The 17,952-nt window shown below is 47.3% G+C and carries 17 protein-coding genes; all 17 read right to left on the bottom strand.

Features of this window, described 5'->3' with window-relative positions:
- Positions 1-128 precede the first annotated feature (128 nt).
- The 17 genes from KKI13_03085 to KKI13_03005 all read right to left on the bottom strand — a co-directional run bounded on the left by KKI13_03085 (position 129) and on the right by KKI13_03005 (position 17,944).
- Positions 129-1,400: a type II secretion system F family protein gene (locus KKI13_03085; protein ID MBU4488038.1), complete on the bottom strand. Its 1,272-nt coding sequence runs from the start codon at positions 1,398-1,400 to the stop codon at positions 129-131.
- An 8-nt stretch (positions 1,401-1,408) separates the two neighbouring features.
- The gene (gspE, locus tag KKI13_03080) at positions 1,409-3,127 is read right to left on the bottom strand and encodes a type II secretion system ATPase GspE (GenBank protein MBU4488037.1); all 1,719 of its coding nucleotides are present in this window, start codon (positions 3,125-3,127) and stop codon (positions 1,409-1,411) included.
- Positions 3,124-4,188 carry a type IV pilus twitching motility protein PilT gene (locus tag KKI13_03075; GenBank protein MBU4488036.1) on the bottom strand — a complete coding sequence of 355 codons (1,065 nt, stop codon included), beginning with the start codon at positions 4,186-4,188 and terminating at the stop codon, positions 3,124-3,126. Before KKI13_03075 ends, gspE (KKI13_03080) begins: the two co-directional genes overlap by 4 nt.
- 71 nt (positions 4,189-4,259) lie before the next feature.
- Positions 4,260-5,939 carry a type II secretion system ATPase GspE gene (gene gspE / locus KKI13_03070; GenBank protein ID MBU4488035.1) on the bottom strand — a complete coding sequence of 560 codons (1,680 nt, stop codon included), beginning with the start codon at positions 5,937-5,939 and terminating at the stop codon, positions 4,260-4,262.
- Between the two features lie 62 nt (positions 5,940-6,001).
- On the bottom strand, positions 6,002-6,772 hold the full coding sequence (gene larB, locus KKI13_03065; protein ID MBU4488034.1) for a nickel pincer cofactor biosynthesis protein LarB: 771 nt from the start codon (positions 6,770-6,772) through the stop codon (positions 6,002-6,004).
- A 5-nt stretch (positions 6,773-6,777) separates the two neighbouring features.
- Positions 6,778-7,152, bottom strand: coding sequence for a helix-turn-helix domain-containing protein (locus KKI13_03060; protein ID MBU4488033.1), 375 nt, complete (start codon positions 7,150-7,152; stop codon positions 6,778-6,780).
- A gap of 125 nt (positions 7,153-7,277) precedes the next feature.
- Positions 7,278-7,808: a polymer-forming cytoskeletal protein gene (locus tag KKI13_03055; protein ID MBU4488032.1), complete on the bottom strand. Its 531-nt coding sequence runs from the start codon at positions 7,806-7,808 to the stop codon at positions 7,278-7,280.
- A gap of 14 nt (positions 7,809-7,822) precedes the next feature.
- The gene (locus tag KKI13_03050) at positions 7,823-8,263 is read right to left on the bottom strand and encodes an MgtC/SapB family protein (GenBank protein MBU4488031.1); all 441 of its coding nucleotides are present in this window, start codon (positions 8,261-8,263) and stop codon (positions 7,823-7,825) included.
- A gap of 22 nt (positions 8,264-8,285) precedes the next feature.
- Entirely contained in the window at positions 8,286-9,293 is a 1,008-nt protein-coding gene (gene tsaD / locus KKI13_03045; protein ID MBU4488030.1) for a tRNA (adenosine(37)-N6)-threonylcarbamoyltransferase complex transferase subunit TsaD, read from the bottom strand.
- A 1-nt stretch (position 9,294) separates the two neighbouring features.
- Complete coding sequence (locus KKI13_03040) at positions 9,295-10,398, bottom strand: divergent polysaccharide deacetylase family protein (GenBank protein ID MBU4488029.1); 1,104 nt, start codon at positions 10,396-10,398, stop codon at positions 9,295-9,297.
- Positions 10,391-11,662, bottom strand: coding sequence for a S41 family peptidase (locus tag KKI13_03035; protein ID MBU4488028.1), 1,272 nt, complete (start codon positions 11,660-11,662; stop codon positions 10,391-10,393). The genes KKI13_03040 and KKI13_03035 overlap by 8 nt, the downstream gene beginning before the upstream one ends.
- An 8-nt stretch (positions 11,663-11,670) precedes the next feature.
- Positions 11,671-13,095: an Asp-tRNA(Asn)/Glu-tRNA(Gln) amidotransferase subunit GatB gene (gene gatB / locus KKI13_03030; GenBank protein ID MBU4488027.1), complete on the bottom strand. Its 1,425-nt coding sequence runs from the start codon at positions 13,093-13,095 to the stop codon at positions 11,671-11,673.
- Positions 13,092-14,531: an Asp-tRNA(Asn)/Glu-tRNA(Gln) amidotransferase subunit GatA gene (gatA, locus tag KKI13_03025; protein ID MBU4488026.1), complete on the bottom strand. Its 1,440-nt coding sequence runs from the start codon at positions 14,529-14,531 to the stop codon at positions 13,092-13,094. Before gatA ends, gatB begins: the two co-directional genes overlap by 4 nt.
- Entirely contained in the window at positions 14,532-14,825 is a 294-nt protein-coding gene (gatC, locus tag KKI13_03020) for an Asp-tRNA(Asn)/Glu-tRNA(Gln) amidotransferase subunit GatC (protein ID MBU4488025.1), read from the bottom strand.
- A gap of 357 nt (positions 14,826-15,182) precedes the next feature.
- A complete protein-coding gene (rsmA, locus tag KKI13_03015) occupies positions 15,183-16,019 on the bottom strand; it encodes a ribosomal RNA small subunit methyltransferase A (GenBank protein ID MBU4488024.1) in 837 nt (278 codons plus the stop codon).
- Positions 15,997-17,004, bottom strand: a complete 1,008-nt coding sequence (gene pdxA, locus KKI13_03010) for a 4-hydroxythreonine-4-phosphate dehydrogenase PdxA (protein MBU4488023.1) — start codon at positions 17,002-17,004, stop codon at positions 15,997-15,999. The genes rsmA and pdxA overlap by 23 nt, the downstream gene beginning before the upstream one ends.
- Positions 16,982-17,944: a peptidyl-prolyl cis-trans isomerase gene (locus tag KKI13_03005; protein ID MBU4488022.1), complete on the bottom strand. Its 963-nt coding sequence runs from the start codon at positions 17,942-17,944 to the stop codon at positions 16,982-16,984. Before KKI13_03005 ends, pdxA begins: the two co-directional genes overlap by 23 nt.
- Positions 17,945-17,952 lie beyond the last annotated feature (8 nt).

The following is a 17,952-nucleotide window of genomic DNA, read 5'->3' as shown; positions in this document are numbered from 1 at the left end:
GGCGCATATATCGGTATTGGCTGTAGCCCTGGCTGCTGTAAAATCCGGTGGTAGTCATAAGTTGCGCTTTATCAAGTCCTTCTTCACTGTTTAAAAGAACGAGTTTCGTGACAGCCTATAAGTATACATTACGCGCTCAACGTAGTCAATAGCTTGACCAGGGGTAAAAACATCGATATTACGATAGCGCCGACTATTAAGCCCATTCCCACTATTAACAGGGGCTCAAGTAGCGAGGTAAGCGCGGTAACGGTAACATCCACCTCATCATCATACGTGTCGGCTACTTTGTTAAGCATCTGGTCGAGCGAGCCGGTCTCTTCCCCCACGCTTATCATATTGACTACCATGAGGGGAAATATCTTCGTCTTTGCCAGCGGCCCTGCTATGGACTCACCTTCGCGGATACTATCATGGACCCTGCCAAGTGAACGGGCTATGACTTCATTGCCCGCGGTATCTTTTGTGATCATAAGAGCTTGTAGAATGGGCACACCGCTCGATATAAGCGTCCCCAGCGTGCGCGAGAATCTCGCGATTGCCACCTTCTGGGCCAAAACGCCGAATACCGGCAGGTGCAATTTTATATTATCTATTAAAAGCCTAAACGGTTCCAAGCGCAGCGCGAAGTTATAAAGAATTATAAAACCGACGATAAAAATGATGCCTAATAGCCACTTATGCTGCATAAAATCGCTTATTTGTAAGAGTATCAATGTCGGAAGCGGAAGTTCCGTGCCTAGCTCCTTAAAAAGTTCCATAAACTTGGGGATGACGAAGATTATGAGAAATGATAGGACGCCGAGGGCTATCATGATGACAAGGATGGGATACGCAAGAGCCGATCTTATGCGGTTCTTCAATCGCTCGCTCTTTTCGCTGAATTCCGCCAGACGCGTAAGCACAACTTCCAAAACGCCCCCTGTTTCGCCAGCTTTTACGGTATTAACAAATAATCTCGAAAATGCCTTTGGATGCTTGAGCAGCGCGTCTGAGAAAGTACTTCCTGTTTCCACCTGATTCGCGACGCTCTGTACCATGTTACGAAAGGACCCCGCCTTCATCTGGTCCCGCAAAATATTAAGGCTCCTTACAAGCGGCAGGCCCGCACCTATAAGCGTGGCTAACTGCCGGGTAAAAAGCGTCACCTGTTTCTGATTGACGGAACCGATCCCAAGAAACGGTATGCTTATTTCCATGGAAAGGCCTACCCCTCCAACGGCTCCTCCCGCGGCATGTGCGGCGCGAGTAGATGCCTTGCTGCGCTTTGCGGTAATCTGCGTAGGAAAGTAACCCAGGCCGCGCAGCTTTTTTATCGCTTCGTCATAACTTGCGACATCTACTTCGTCCGCTATCTCTTTTCCGAATTTATCTATTGCTTTATAAGAATATATCGGCATGCGTTATCCTATAAGTACTGCTGCGTCTCGCGCATTATTTCCTCTATGGTCGTTATACCCTCGCGCACTTTTTTGAGGCCATCTTCCCTCAATGTCACCATGCCTTCTTTGCGCGCCGCCTGTCTGAGCACGCTTGTCCGGACCTTATCCATTATAAGCGGTTTCAGGCCTTCTGTAATAATCAGAAGCTCAAATATCCCGATCCTGCCCTTATAGCCGTTTTTATTGCATTGGCCGCAACCTTTGCCTTTATAAAAAACCATATCCTTAAGCTCTTCCTTTCTAAGGCCTGTCTCCTCAAGCGTATTCTGGTCCGGATGATATCTTTCGCGGCAATTTTTACATATTACTCTTATGAGCCTTTGGGCTATTATCGCCTCAAGGGTGGAAGTTATAAGAAACGGTTCCACTCCCATATTTATAAGCCGTGTTATGGTGCCCGGTGCATCATTTGTATGTAACGTACTCAGGACAAGATGGCCGGTAAGTGAAGCCTGAATGGCTATCTGCGCGGTTTCGGCATCCCTGATTTCACCCACCATTATTATGTCGGGGTCCTGGCGCAGGATGTGCCTGAGGCAGGTCGCAAAATTGAGGTTTATCTTCGGCTTTATGGAGACCTGTATGATCCCGGATATATCGTATTCCACCGGATCCTCGGTGGTTATTATTTTATAATCTATTCTATTTATTTCGCGCAGGCACGAATAAAGCGTGGTCGTCTTGCCGCAGCCCGTCGGGCCTGTGGACAGCACTATGCCGTTTGGCTTGTTAATAATGCGCCGCGTCTCCTTCTTTACGTCTTCCGACATCCCTACTTGGTCAAGCGACAGGCTCACAACATCCCTGTCTAAAACCCTCATAACGACACTCTCTCCAAAGACAGTCGGAAGCGTAGAGACCCTCAAATCGATGTTTTTGCCTTCCACCGATATCATTATGCGGCCGTCCTGCGGCAGGCGGCGTTCCGCTATATCGAGGCTTGACATTACCTTTATCCTTGAACTTATCGCGAGCGCCAGATTTCTGGGCGGGGTGGTTATGTCGTATAATATACCGTCCACCCTGTAGCGTATCGCATACTTATCTTCGAAAGGTTCAAAATGTATATCCGAGGCCCTGTCTTTCACCGCCTGCAAAAGTATAAGGTTAAGCAGTTTTACGACGGGAGGCTGCGAGGCGAGTTCCTGCAGGACTACAACGTCCGTCACCTCTTCTTCTATCTCTTCGCGCTGGCCGGCCGGGATATTCTTATCTATCTCGCCGAGCAGCTCATTTATGGATTCGCCTCTTTCGCCGTAATACTTTTGTATTGCCGAGAGTATATCATTTTCTCTGGCTATCACGCCCTTTATATTGCAGCCGAGCATAAACCTGAGATCGTCGGATATATTCACATTGAGCGGGTCGCTCATAGCTATGGTAAGAAGACTTCCCTCAAATTTGACCGGCATAATCTTGTATATCTTTGTAATAGTAGGCGAGACCTTCTGCAGCACTTCCTTGGGTATGTCTATTTTGGATAAATCGATAAACTCTATACCGGCCTGGACGCCCAGCGTTTTGAGTATTTCGTCTTCTTTGACAAAGCCGAGCTCGACCAGGGTCCTTCCCAGCAATTTACCGGTATACCTTTGCTCGTCAAGGGACTGCTGCAGCTGGCTTTCGGTAATAAGGCCCCTATCAAGCAATAACTTTCCCAGGGATTTATATTTCTTCTCGCTCATTTCCTCCCCTTTTGAAACCGCAATTCAATCTGATCGGGTTCAAATGCTTTTAGGAGCATCGTCTCATAATCTATAAGGTTGCGCTGGTATAGCTCTACGAGGGATGAGTCAAATGTCTTCATCCCGTATTTTGCCCCCGTCTGAATATCGGATGTTATGCGGAATGTCTTCTTCTCGCGTATAAGGTTCTGTATAGACGAGGTCGTGATCATTATTTCAAACGCCGCGACCCTTCCTTTTTTAGTCGCTTTTATAAGAAGCTGCTGGCAGAATATGGCAAGGATAGAAGTAGATAGCTGCATTCTTACCTGCTCCTGCTGCTGCGGAGGAAACACATTTATGATTCTATCCACTGTCTGGGCTGCGCTTGTAGTATGGAGCGTCGCAAGAACGAGATGGCCGGTTTCCGCCGCCAGAATAGCGGCTTCTATGGTAGCCAAATCGCGCATCTCTCCCACAAGTATAACGTCGGGGTTCATCCTTAGGCCCCTTACTATCGCCTCGCTGAAAGAATATACGTCAACCCCCAGTTCGCGCTGTGTGATGATGCCTCTTTTATGCTCGTGGTAATATTCTATCGGGTCTTCTATGGTTATGATATGAGCATCGCGGTTAGTATTTACATAGTCGGTCATAGATGCCAAGGTCGACGTCTTTCCGCCGCCTGTGGGGCCCGTTACAAGTATAAGACCCCTCGGCCTATGCAAAAGTTCTTTTACGCTAAGCGGCAGGCCTATCTCCTCAAATGTAAGCAGCTTGGAGGGAATAAGCCGGAGCGATGTCCCCCAGTATCCTTTCTGCTTATAGACAGAGACGCGGAATCTCGCGACATCGCCGAAACTCAAGCCAAAATCTGCTCCTCCGAACTTCTGGACTTTCTGAAGATGACTTTCGCTTGTTATCGATTTGATGAGCGCTTCCGTATCGTTTGCCGAAAGAGGATTATAATCCAGCGGATCCAACATACCGTCCACCCTCAGGGTAGGTGGCTTTCCTACGGTAAGATGGATATCTGACGCGTTACGTTCGATACATATTTGTAAAAGTTGATCTATTTCCATATGCCCTCCGATTTGCCCTCTATTGCTCGGCTGCAAATCGTCCCGAGCGAAGCCGAGGGACTACATTATTTTCAAACCACATCCTGCTGCGTTACTCTCATTACTTCCGATACAGTGGTCATGCCTTTTAGCACCTTCCTCACTCCGTCTTCTCTAAGAGTCGCCATCCCGAAATTCTTTGCCTTTTCCTTTAGCGTGCTGCTCGAGGCCTTTTCAAATATCATCTCCCGCACCTCATCAGTCATTATTAGTAATTCAAAAATACCTATCCTGCCCCGATAACCGCTATTACCGCATTCGTCGCACCCTTTTCCTCTAAAAAATTTAGCTTTTTTCAATTGTTCCGGCTTGAGATTCAGCGCCGCTATCTCTTCCTTACTGGGATCGTATTCTTCTTTGCAGTTGGGGCATATCACCCTGACAAGCCGCTGGGCTAGTACTGCCTGAAGGGCCGAGGCGACAAGATAGGGCTTAATGCCCATATCTATCAACCTGGTCACCGCCCCGGGCGCATCATTTGTGTGCAAGGTCGAAAAAACAAGATGGCCGGTGAGCGCTGCCTGTATCGCTATCTGCGCTGTCTCAAAATCTCTTATTTCGCCCACCATTATTACGTCGGGGGCCTGGCGCAATATGCTCCTCAGTCCCATGGCAAATGTAAGGTTTATCTGCGGCTTGACCTGCACCTGGTTTATGCCGCTTATCTGATATTCAACCGGATCTTCAACCGTGATCAGTTTTCTGTCAGGTTTATTTATGTGGCTAAGCGAGGCGTAAAGAGTCGTCGTCTTACCACTGCCTGTAGGCCCCGTAACAAGAAGTATGCCGTTAGGCGCTTTTATAAGGCGTTCGAATCTCTTCTCATCCTCAGGCATAAATCCCAGCTCTTTCAACCCAAGCAGGAAGCTGGATTTATCCAATATTCGCAAGACTACGCTTTCGCCGTATATGGCGGGAAGGGTTGAGACCCTGAGGTCCAATTCTTTACCGCCTATCTCTATCCTGATCCTTCCGTCCTGCGGGAGCCTCTTTTCCGCTATGTCCATTCCGGCCATTATCTTAACTCTGCTTATGACCGAGGCCTGTAATCTTTTAGGAGGGCCGGGCACTTCATGAAGCACGCCGTCGATCCTATACCTTATACGAAATTTGTTTTCGAGGGGTTCTATATGGACATCGCTTGCTCTTTTCTTAAAGGCTTCGGCTATAAGAAGGCCTACCAGCTTGACTACGGGCGTCTCCTCTTCTTTTGATATCGGCCGAGCCTTTTCTTCTTCAATCTCTCTCAGCGTTATCTTCTTACGGGTATCCATACCCGCTACCAGCGCGTCAATGGGCGCGCCTTCTTTTAATCCGTAATACTTTTCCAGCAAATCATCCAGATCCTGCCCGGTGGTAAGAATACCTTCTATTTTATAACCGAGGAAAATTTTAAAGTTGCCGAACGCAAGAAAATTAAACGGGTTATCCGTTGCGACGGTAAGGGTATCGTTCTCGAATTTTACGGGGATTACGCGGTGGTGGTGGGCAAAGGTCACCGGAACTTTTCTTAAAGTATCAGACTCTATCTTCAGGTTTTCTGTCTTTTCGGTTTCGATGCCTATCTGAGCGGTAACGACGCTTCTTATATTTTCGTCCGATATACTACCCTTCCTTAAAAAAATAAGTCCGAGCCGTTCTCTTGTATCGCGCTGGAGGCGAAGGGCATCCTTTATCTCGTCGGCGCGAAGGAGCCCGGTCCCTTTAAGCATCTCTTCGATTATTTCGGGTTTTATCGGCATGTTTTTTAGCTTTCAGCTGATGTTGCTAATTGCTACTTAAGATTCATATTATTAATCATGTTCGCTATGTATGCGGCGCCGAAACCATTATCAATATTTACAACGGATACACCCGGCGCGCAGCTGTTAAGCATGGTAAGAAGCGCCGCCAGCCCTTTAAAGCTCGCCCCGTAACCGCAGCTTGTAGGAACGGCGATCACGGGCTTTGAGACAATTCCACCCACAACGCTCGCGAGGGCGCCATCCATGCCGGCCGCCACTATGATGACATTGGCCTCTCTAAGCTCATCCACTTTATTTAAAACGCGGTGGATGCCCGCTACACCGACATCGTAGAGAGTCCTGACGTTTGCGCCTACAGCTAAAAGTGTCGCCTTCGCTTCCTCGGCAACCGGGATATCGGAAGTCCCCGCAGTTATTATAAGAATAACTTTTCTATTCTTGTTCTTCCATGCCGGCGCCAAAGCCTTCCGGCAATAGGCTACCCTGCCAAGCTTATTGTATTTTAAATGCGGGAAAGACCGCTTTATCTTTTTATAGGAACTTTCGGCCAATCGCGTCAAAAGAAGAAACCCGTCGCACTTCAATATCTCGCGTGATATCCGCCTGATCTGTTCTACTGTCTTGCCTTCGCAATAAACTGCTTCAGGAAAGCCGCATCGTGCGTGCCTCGCGCAATCTATATTGGCGAATTCAAGTTCGCGAGAAGGAAATCCGCTTAGCGCTCTGGCCGCCTTATTTTTAGAAATCTTCCCGGCCCTCACTTTCGCGAGGACATCCAGTAAAATCTTTTCACTCCGCATAAGCCCTACATATCAAAAATTGCGAATAGCACAAGCAGAAGCAGAATGAGCGACAGAATGTAAAAATCGTTATAGTAAAGGAAGTCTTCGAGCTTTTCCATAACCGAATAAGGTACCGCCGCTTCCTCTTTTGCAAAAGCACGTCTGGCTGCGCCTGCTTTTCGTTCTATCCGGAAAGAAGCCGGAATTGCCTGCGTTGTATCACCCGAAATTATCTTTCTTTTGTATTGATCTATCTGGTCTTTTTTAAATCTGAGCAGAAGCCCGGCAATCTTATATGCAGGGATATCCCCTGCGGAGACAAGGCGCTTTACCTTTTCTTCGGAAAGGCCTAAATATTCCGCCACCTCTTTTATGTTTAAAAGTTTTTCTTGGTGCATACGCTATTTTTCTTCCCAGCGCTTATTCGCGCAATTTGTCTTACTCATTAGCATTATAAATCTCCCGAGTTCCACCAAGGAAATAGCTTAACGCCATTAGCGGGCTATTTTCTTGCATTTATTACCTAGATCACTTTGCCGTTTGCTATCCACTCGTCTATTCTATTTCTCTCAAATTTCCAGTTGTCTTTGTCTTTGAAAGCCGGAAGCTTGCCGGAGGAGGCCCATTCAAAAATCATGGGGGTCTCCACTTCAAGATACTTGGCGAGCTCCTCTGCTGTCATAACATTCTTTGTCGCGCTGCTTGAATGGCTCCCGGGCGTAGTCATGTGACATTCGCCGTCCAACACGGCCCCGTCAAGTATATTGAGGCGCGGCGTGGTAACATTGCCCGTAACATGTGCCGGCGGAATTATTTTAAGCTCGCGTTCGGCGATTATATTGCCGTATACGCGGCCGGCAACGATTATGCTCTCGCCCCTTATTTCTGCTCTGACAATAGCGCTTTCGCTGATTGTCAGAGTGCCTTTCGTATCAAGTGTCCCGTCAAAACTGCCGTTTATGCGCAGATTCACCGGATCCTTAAACGTCAACGAACCCTGCATAGTGGCATCAACATCAAGCACTTTTTCTACGGCTTCTCTCCTCTTCATCATGCCGCACCTCCTATTTATTTCCCTTTACTGATACTTTTTTCAACTCGTGATAATGCAAAAAGCGTTATTAGAATTAAAGCTGTTGAAACATATGCCGCCAGATAAAATCCGGCTCCTACGGCCAATCCTACTGCCGTTACCGCCCATAAACTCGCTGCCGTAGTCAATCCTTTTATAGACTCGCCGTAGCGTATTATTGTGCCGGCGCCGAGAAACCCCATGCCCGTCACTACTCCCGCTGCTATACGCCCCGGGTCAAACATATGCGCTTCACCGAAACTCTGCGCCACAAAAATAGATATTATCATCAAAAGGCACGAGCTTAAGCCCACCAATATATGCGTCCTCAGGCCCGCGGATCTCCCGCGCACCTCCCGTTCCAGGCCGATTGCTCCGCAAAGGAGCACGCTCATTACAAGGCGCATTATCATTTGCCAATCGCTAACTTGTATCATGGACTCTCCTTTTTAAAATTTTTTATGCGGCATAAATACTGCTTGATTCAGCGCTGATACCAAGATCGGATATTACTCTCCTTTTGTACAGCGCCCCTCCCAATCCCGCAACCATCGCAGCGTTATCCAGACACAATTTTTTGAGGGGAAGATACAGCTTTATACCGCTATATTGCGTAGCGCCGGCTATCTTCCGCCTCAGCTCCTCATTAGCCGTTACTCCGCCGCCCAATACCAAAGTATACACCCTCTCTCTTTCGCACGCAAGGATAGCTTTTTTTGTCAAAATATCGGTTACCGCATCCTGAAAACTTGCGGCAATATCATTGATCTCTTTGGCGGCTAGTTTCCCTTTCTTTAGCCTATCCCGCAAGTGGTAAAGAACCGCCGTCTTAATGCCGCTAAAACTGAAATTGAGGCTGCCGTCAAAGCTTTCGAGAGAAAAAAGTTTCTTATCCACCCTGCCTTTCGCTGCCATTTTCTGTATGACCGGGCCGCCCGGATACCCCAACCCCAGGAGTTTTGCAACTTTATCGAATGCCTCGCCTGCGGCATCATCCAGCGTCTGTCCCAATAGTTTATATTTTGTTACGCTGCGTACTAAAAATAGATTTGTGTGCCCGCCCGATACCACCATCCCGACAAACGGGAATTTAACATTCTCACCGCTTACGCATGGCGCATACAAGTGCGCTATCAGGTGATCCACCCCTATTATCGGCACATCCAGCGATAAGGCCAGCGCCTTGGCAAGTGACACGCCTACTAAAAGCGCGCCCACAAGCCCCGGCTTGACCGTAACAGCAATAAGGTCTACATCTTTTAAAGTCTTGCCTGCCGCTTTAAGGGCATCGCGAAGGACATAGTTTATATACTCCACATGATACCTGCATGCTATCTCGGGTATCACGCCTCCGAAGTCCTTATGCAGGTCAATGCTAGATGAAACCGAATTAGAAAGTATCGTATTATCTTTAAGAACTGCCACGGCAGTTTCATCGCATGAGGTCTCTATGCCTAAGACTATCATATCACTTCACGAGTTCCGAAAGATAGACAAATTGAAATCCTTCGCTTTTAAGTTCTGGGATGATCTTTGCCAATACGCGTATTGTGTTCGGCCGGTCGTGGCCCAGCCCTACGGCTGAGCCGCTTTTTGCGGCTATTTCGGCAGTGCGCCTTAGTTGATTTTCTATATATCTTTCGTCCGATTCGTTATCCAGAAATACATCTCTTGTCGCAATGCGCAATCCGGACTTAAGGGCCGCGACTTCGCACATAGAGCTGTCGGTAACAAGGCTGTCCATAAAATATAAGCGCCGCTTTTTGAGCTCGTCAAATATTACCTTCATCAGCTCTTTGTCTTCTGTGGCCTTTGAGCCCATATGATTAGAGACGCCTTTTATTCGCGGCACGCTTTCTATCGCCTTTTTCAACAACGCCTTGACTTCTCTGGGCGGCATACCGACCTTTATGGTCCCGGGCTCCAGATTATCTTCTTCTCCGCGCGGTTCAAGCGGCAGATGTAAAAGGATCTCTATATTCTTTGCGCTCGCCTCTTCCGCAATCCTTTTTGAATAAGTGATATTCGGCAGAATCGATATCGTAATAGGCGCGTTTATGCCGTAAAGAGTTTCGAGATTATTCATGTTATAACCAAAGTCATCCAGGACTATAGCGATCTTAGCATTCTTTGCGCCTCGGCGCGAAATACGCCCATATGCTTTCTTCAAAAACGATATCTCATATATTATCCTGTTTTTAAAGGAAAAATAGACTGTATGTTCCTCGCGCTCCCCGCGCTTTTCGAAAACGGATTTTACGGTTTTAAAACCTGTCTTACGCAGCTTTTTGTCTATCTCGGACTGAAATCTGTTAAGGTCAAAGCTCCGGCTTACTTCGTAGCGGCGCGTGATCTTTAAGAAGGTGCGGCCGCCGCTTTTACCTTTCTCTTGTTTGCCGAAAACAAAATCGCTGTCGGGAACACCAGAATCCCGTACCGTTTCCAAGATCATAGAGTCAAGGCGCTCGGTATTCCCTGTATAGTCTCTTCGCGCAAAAAGCACGAAAACCACCACAAGGGCCGCAAGAAGAGCTATGATAAGCTTTGCGCGACCGGATAAAAAATCAATCACGAATGCCTTTACCGTTATAAGCTATTATCCCGCGTAATATATTGATGCCCGTCGAAAGCTGGTGGTCATACGCTTTTTTATTCTCCTCGAGCGCTTTCTCCAGGTCTTTCTCTTCGAGGCTCTCAAATATATCTTCGGCATTTTCTTTTGCCGACTCTTTATATTCTTTTTGTTCAACTACTACATCCGGCTCTATGCCGTCGTTCATTATTGAGCGGCCGCTCGGCGTAAGATACTTCGCCGTCGTGATCCGGAGTGCCGAGCCGTCCGGTAATGGTACAACAGTCTGGACAGATCCTTTGCCGAAAGTCTTTATGCCGATCACAAGCCCTCTCTTATTATCCTGTATCGCGCCGGCAACTATCTCAGAAGCGCTTGCTGATCCGCCGTTTACAAGGATGGCTATCGGATAATCATGCAGGGCGCCTTTCTTACGCGCCCTGAACTCCAAAACCTGATCTTCCTGCCTGCCTTTTGTCGTCACTATAATTTCATTGTTATGCAGGAACTTATCCGACACATCAACGGCGCTGTCCAACAACCCGCCTGGGTTATCCCTCAGGTCCAGTATAAGTCCCTTGATATTTTTGACTTCAAGAGAGGCAAGCGCTTTATCAAGTTCCTTGGAGGTGTCCTGCTGAAATTCGATAAGCCTGATATATCCTATGTCGCCTTCCAGTACTTCCGCTTTCTTTAAGCTGTCTACTTTTATTATGTCCCTTTTTATAGTAAAATCCAAAAGCTTCTTCTCGCCTTCGCGCAAAACCGTAACATCGACTGTCGTGCCCGGTTCTCCCCTTAATTTCTTTACGGCCTCGAGCAGGGTTATATCTCTTGTGGACTCATTGTTGATCTTCACTATCCTGTCGAGCGCCTTTATGCCTGCCTTATACGCTGGCGTACCATCTATGGGCGCTATTACGGTCAAGAGGTTATCGCGTATTGATATCTCTATGCCCAGCCCGCCGAATTTGCCGGTGGTCTCCACTTTTATCTCGTTGTACATATCGGGATCCATAAACTGGCTGTATGGGTCAAGCGCCCTCAGCATGCCTCCGAGCGCGCCGTATATCAATTTTTTGGGCTCTATGGTATCCACATAATTCTTCTGTATGATGGTAATGGCATCTGAGAATAGCTGTATCTGTTCGTACATCGCCGACATGTCTTGGCGCTTTTCGGCCTTCTGGGCGCAATTAGCCGTCCTTAATGTAAACAACAACGCCAGCACAACTATCCATAAGAGAATCTTTTTTGCCTTCATGATGTATATTACCCCTCCAATTTTTTGAGCAAGATTTCATTGACGGTTTTGGGGTTTGCGCGTCCTTTGGTATCCTTCATTATCTGCCCCACAAGATGCGCCAATGCGTTTTTCTTGCCCGATTTATAATCGCTTACCGATCTTTCGTTTTCTTTAATGATTTTATCTATAATACCTTCAAGCGCCCCGGCATCTGAAATCTGCCTGAGCCCTTTCTTTTCTACCAATACATCCGGCGACTCTCCCGTATCAACCATTTCCAAAAGCATCTCTTTTCCTATTTTGGCGCTTATCGCGCCGTCGTCTATCATCTTTACCATAAGCGCAAGGTTAGCGGGTAAAAGCTTTGTCCTGTCTATATCCAGGCGTTTCTCATTAAGTATGGCATTTAAAGTTCCCATTATCCAATTTGATATACCCTTGGGATTACTATGTATCCTTACGGCCTCTTCAAAAAAATCGGCGGCCTTCTTTTCCTGTGTAAGCACCGAGGCGTCGTAAGCCGGTATAGCATACTGCGAAACAAAACGCGCCATCCGCTCTTTCGGAAGCTCCGGAATCGCGCGCTTTACCTCGTCGACCAATTCCCTGCTTACGCTAAAAGGCACAAGGTCCGGCTCGGGAAAATAGCGGTAATCGTGGGCCTCCTCTTTCGTGCGCATGGAAATAGTGACGGCCTTATCAGCGTTCCATAACCGCGTTTCCTGGGTAATCTTTCCGCCATCATCGAGTATTTCGGACTGCCTGTTGATTTCGTACTCCAGGGCGCTCCTGACCCACTTAAATGAATTCATGTTCTTAAGCTCCGTCTTTGTGCCCAGCTTCCCCGAACCTTTTCGATTCAAAGATATATTCGCGTCGCACCGCAGGCTGCCTTCCTCCATGTTACAATCCGAGACGTCCAGATATTTCAATACGGACTTTAGAGTCGCTAAATACGCATATGCCTCTTCCGGTGATGACATATCCGGCTCGGATACTATTTCCAGAAGCGGAGTACCTGTCCTGTTATAGTCCACAAGGCTGTAATCCGCTTTATGAAATAATTTACCCGCGTCTTCTTCTATGTGCACCCTTTTTACGCCTATCCTCTTTTCTTTTCCGCCGATAGTTATGTCCAGGTGCCCGTCATATGAAAGCGGCTTGTCATATTGTGAGATCTGAAAATTCTTCGGTAGATCAGGGTAATAATAATTTTTGCGGTCAAATTTCATCCTTTCGGCTATCGAACAGTCAAGAGCGAGCGCAACTTTTATGGCGCTTGTAAGCACCTCTTTATTCAGGACAGGCAGCGCGCCCGGAAGGCCAAGGCATACGGGGCACGTTTGACTGTTCGGCGCTTCGCCGAAGACGGTGCCGCAGGAACAGAACGCTTTTGTCTTTGTTGACAGCTGAAGATGAACCTCAAGCCCTATGTAAACATCGTATTTCATAATGCCGGTTTCCTTTTATGAAAATCCGTGCTCCGCTCAAAGGCGTGCGCCGCTTTGAAGATCGTCTCTTCCCCAAACGCCCTTGCAAGTATCTGAAGGCCTATCGGCAGCCCGTTTTCGGTAAAGCCGCAAGGTATCGATATGCCCGGTATTCCCGCCAAATTGGCCGGGATAGTATAAACGTCCGAAAGATACATGCTGATAGGGTCGCCTGTCTTTTCTCCTATCTTGAATGCTGCCGTAGGGGATGTAGGAGTAATTATGAAATCGCACTCTTTGAAAGCCTTCTCAAAATCTTCTCTTATCTTCGTCCTGACTTTAAGCGCCTTAAGATAATAAGCATCGTAATAACCGCTGCTAAGAACGTAAGTACCCAGCATGATACGCCGTTTCGCTTCGTCTCCGAACCCCTCTGACCTAGTATCTTTGTACATATCTATGATATTTTTGGCGCCTTTTCGCCTGTGGCCGTATTGGACACCGTCGAAACGCGCGAGATTTGAACTTGCTTCCGCGGGGGCAATTATATAATAAGTGCTTACCGCATATTTGGTGTGCGGAAGGCTTATGTCCATTATCTTTACGCCAAGTTTTTTAAAAACATTTATAGCCTCTCTTACGCTATTCCTCACTTCCTTGTCCAACCCCTCTACAAAATATTCCTTCGGCACTCCCGCTTTAAGCCCGCTTATATCGCGGCCAAGTGAGTCAAGATAATCGGGAACCGGCGCATTTACAGATGTGGAATCTTTTTCATCGTAGCCCGCTATTACATTAAGAAGCAGCGCGCAATCGGCAACATCCTTAGCTATGGGACCTATCTGATCCAGGCTTGACGCAAATGCAATGAGCCCGTAGCGCGAAACGCGCCCGTAAGTCGGCTTTAATCCGACAACGCCGCATAAAGCGGCGGGCTGGCGTATGGAACCGCCCGTATCCGAACCGAGGGCTAAAATCGTCTCGTCTGCCGCTACTGCCGCGGCGGAACCGCCGCTCGAACCGCCCGGTATCCGCGTAAGGTCCCATGGATTTTTTGTGGCGCCGTAAGAAGATGTTTCGCAGGAAGAGCCAAAAGCAAACTCATCCATATTGGCCTTTCCGATTATAACGGCACCGTCTTTTTCCAATTTTTCCACTACCGTAGCGTTGTAAGGCGGATTGAATCCTTTAAGAATCTTTGAGGAACAGGTTGCCGGCTGCCCTTCTTGGCAAAGATTATCTTTTAAGACAATGGGGATACCGCTCAGCCTGCCTTTGGGCTGCGATGAGAGCCTGCGCTTCAATGTTTCGGGGCTTGCGATATTGATAAAGGCTTTTACCTTTTTGTCGACAGACTCTATTCTTTTAAGGACATCATCCAGCACTTCCCGGGCATTGGCTTTCCCTGCTTTTATCATCTCCAAAAGGGCGAGTGCCGTATGTCTGTTTAGGTCCATCTAACTTTCCTCAATAATCCTGGGAACTTTGAAAAGGTTATTTTCCTTCGCCGGCGCATTCTTTAAAACGTCATCCGCGTTGAGCGATGGCTTGACAATATCGGGGCGGAAAACATTCTGCATGGGCATTGGGTGAGTGGTAGGCTCTATGTTCCGGGTATCCAATTCCTTCAATTGGTCTATGTAGTCGATTATACTGCTTAATTGGCCCGTGAAATACTCTGTCTCTTTTTCGGTCAATTTAAGCCTGGCGAGAGCGGCAATATATTTTACATCATCTTTCGTTATGGACACTTACGTCTCCACACTTACGGTAATAAAAGTATATAGAGCAATATTATAGTATAAAATACCACACGATTTCCCAAATGTCAACTTAATCTCTTGAAATAATATTGGCACCTCTCCGAGCGACTGCGAAATTTAGCTTCGAACGAGTCAAAAAGCGGTTTTTAAAAGGGCGAAATATGTTCCGCGGAGCGGTCCGGCACCATAGGTGCCGGATGAGGGGGCATGGTAATGCCCCCGAGTTATTTCGCCCCCGCCCCCGTTAATAGCTTTCCGGGGTGCCCGAGCAAAGCGAGGGCACTTTTTGACGAAGTGAGAAGCGTTAAGAATTTCGCCTGGAGCGAGGAGAGTACCAATATTATTTCAGAAAAGATTTGCGATGCGGGCGAAATCGGAGAGCGATAGCTCTTCCGCTCGCGCATTTTCAGATATGCCCGCTTTGTGGAGGATATTCTGGATGGTAGTTTTGGGGAGATCTTTGAAACCGGCCGCGAAGAGCGAATTCGCAAGCGTCTTCCGGCGCGACGAAAATGCTGTCTTTATTAAAGCTAATAAGAGATCCTCGTCATCGACCTGGACCGGCGCTTCCCTGCGCGGTTTCAGCAGTATGACTGCAGAGTCTACCTGCGGCACGGGATAAAAAGAATTCTTTTTTATATTGAAGAGCCTTTTTACTTCTGCCTGAAACGCCGTAAAGAGAGTCAGCGAGCCGTATGCTTTGGTTTTAGGTTCTGCTGTAAGTCTCTCGGCTACTTCCCGCTGAAGAGTCAAGAGCGCCGATTCTATGCAGGCTTTATTCCGGAGCAGTTTCAATATAATGGGCGTACTGACACAATATGGAAGATTCGATATGATTTTTATTTTCCCGCCCGGCGGCGAGAGCCCGGCGATATCATACTTCAGAAAGTCTTCATGCACTATAGATATGTTTTTAAAATCTCCCGCGAGCGCGTCAAGAATAGAAAATAATTTCTTATCAAACTCAACAGCGACAACTTCTTTTACCGATCTCGACATATCAAACGTCAGCTCGCCGAGGCCCGGGCCTACCTCTAATACCGTGTCATTTTTTTTTAGATTAGCTGCCTCAAGGATCTTTTTCTGTATGTTCGTATCTATTAAAAAATTCTGCCCCAGTCTCTTCTGGGGCCTGAATCCGAATTTTTTCTCTAAGGACTTAATTTCGCTTTTTGAAAGCATATCTTTTTCTATTAACGGCCATATCTACTGCCATTTTGATAGCCATTTCCATGGAACGCGGATCCGCTTTGCCTTTTCCTGCGATATCAAACGCCGTACCATGGTCGGGCGAAGTCCTTACAAAACCCAGCCCCAAAGTGATATTTACCCCGCTGTCCCTCGCTATCATCTTTAATGGAATAAGGCCCTGGTCATGATAAAGGCATATTACGCAGTCAAACCTGCCATGGTAGGCATCATAAAAAAGCGCATCGGCCGGATACGGCCCGCTCACTCCCTGTCTTCGGAATTTATTCACCGCCGGAGAGATTATCTTTTTTTCTTCGTTTCCGAAAATACCGCCGTCCGAGGCGTGTGGATTAAGCGCGCATACCCCCACTCGGGGACGGGAGATCCCGAAGTCATCCTTCAGCGCTTTTAGCGTGATATTTATAGTTCGCTCTATCTTGGCCGAAGTAAGTATACGAGAGACTTTTTTTAGCCTGACATGCCGCGTGACCAGGCTTACCCTGAGAGGCCCGCCGGCAAGCATCATCACATAATCTTTTGCGCCGCTCTGAGCGGCAAGGTATTCAGTGTGCCCCGGAAATTTAAAACCGGATTTTTTGGCAGAGGATTTATTTATGGGGGCGGTGACTATGCTATCTGCTGCCCCGGATCTTACAAGCCGAAAGGCCTCGCGTATGTACTCTATGGAAGCCCTTCCGTAATCCGCGCGCTCTTTTCCGAACGAAAATCCGCCCATCCGGACATTTTGCAGGTCAAGTACGTTTATCGACGCCGGTTTAGAAATAGATGGCATGCCGCGTCTTTGTAAAATATGATTTGCTTTTTCAAGGACCCGAAGGTCGCCGATTACTATATAGTCCGCAAGTTTTTTTATGGCGGGTTTAGCGAGGGCCTGCAATATTATTTCGGCGCCTATTCCGGAGGGATCGCCCATGGTAAGCGCGACGAGCGGCTTACTTGATGGAGATATAGGCATTTTCTTTCAGCTCCTTAAGCCATTTTGCAAGATTCCTCTGTATCTTCTTTTTGTAAATAGCTTCCGTTATCTCCTCTTTTGCGGAATCAAAATCCTTTGATGTTGCTGGCAGTTTCTCAGTTACCTTAAATATATGATAACCGATGGGAGTTTCCACGATCTCGGATACCTGAGTTGGTTCCAGCGCGAAGATTGTTTCGTCTATCTCTTTTATCATCTCGCCTTTCGATATAAATCCTAACCCTCCGCCGCCCTTGGCGTTCGGCCCCTCCGAATATTCCATGGCAAGCGCTTCAAAATCCTTCCCGTTATCAATGAGTGTTTTTATCTTCTTAATTAATTCTTTGGACTTGTCATCCTGCGCTTCTTTTTTTCTAACTAACATATTGAATACTTCCGCGCTCTCCGGCTCTACAAATTCATCAATATGCTCATCGTAATACCGCCTTACCTCGCTGGGAGTAATGATGACTCTGCTGCCGACTTTCTCGCGGACTATTTTTGATTTTATGATATCGTTTCTCAGCGACTCTTTCATTTCGCTGAAGGATATATTCTGTATAGCGAGCACTTCTCTGAATTTCTCCTCCGAGCCAAACCTCTCGATGGCAATCTCTCTGATCCGGGCATCTACTTCATCATTATCGGCCTTTATGCCCTCCTTTTTGGCCTCCGAGAGGATCAGCTTATCCTCTATAAGCTGATTTAATACCATGTCTTCAGCTTCCATCATCTTTTCTTCGAGGTTTCTTCCGGTATACTCTTTCTGATATTCCTCGTATACGGGATAGAGGTATTGCGCCACTTCGCGCTGGGTTATCACTTCGCCGTTTACGACGCCGACTATTTTATCTACCACTACCGAATGGGCGTACTGCGCGGCTGCGAACAGAAATAAAGTCATAACGCATATGGTTTTTATATAAAATCTTTTTTTCATATTATTGG

This window comes from Candidatus Omnitrophota bacterium, from assembly GCA_018894435.1.
In the GTDB taxonomy this organism is placed as follows: domain Bacteria; phylum Omnitrophota; class Gorgyraeia; order JAHIPI01; family JAHIPI01; genus JAHIPI01.
Note: the sequence above shows the minus strand (reverse complement) of the source record. Positions and strands in the feature narration are given on the sequence as shown.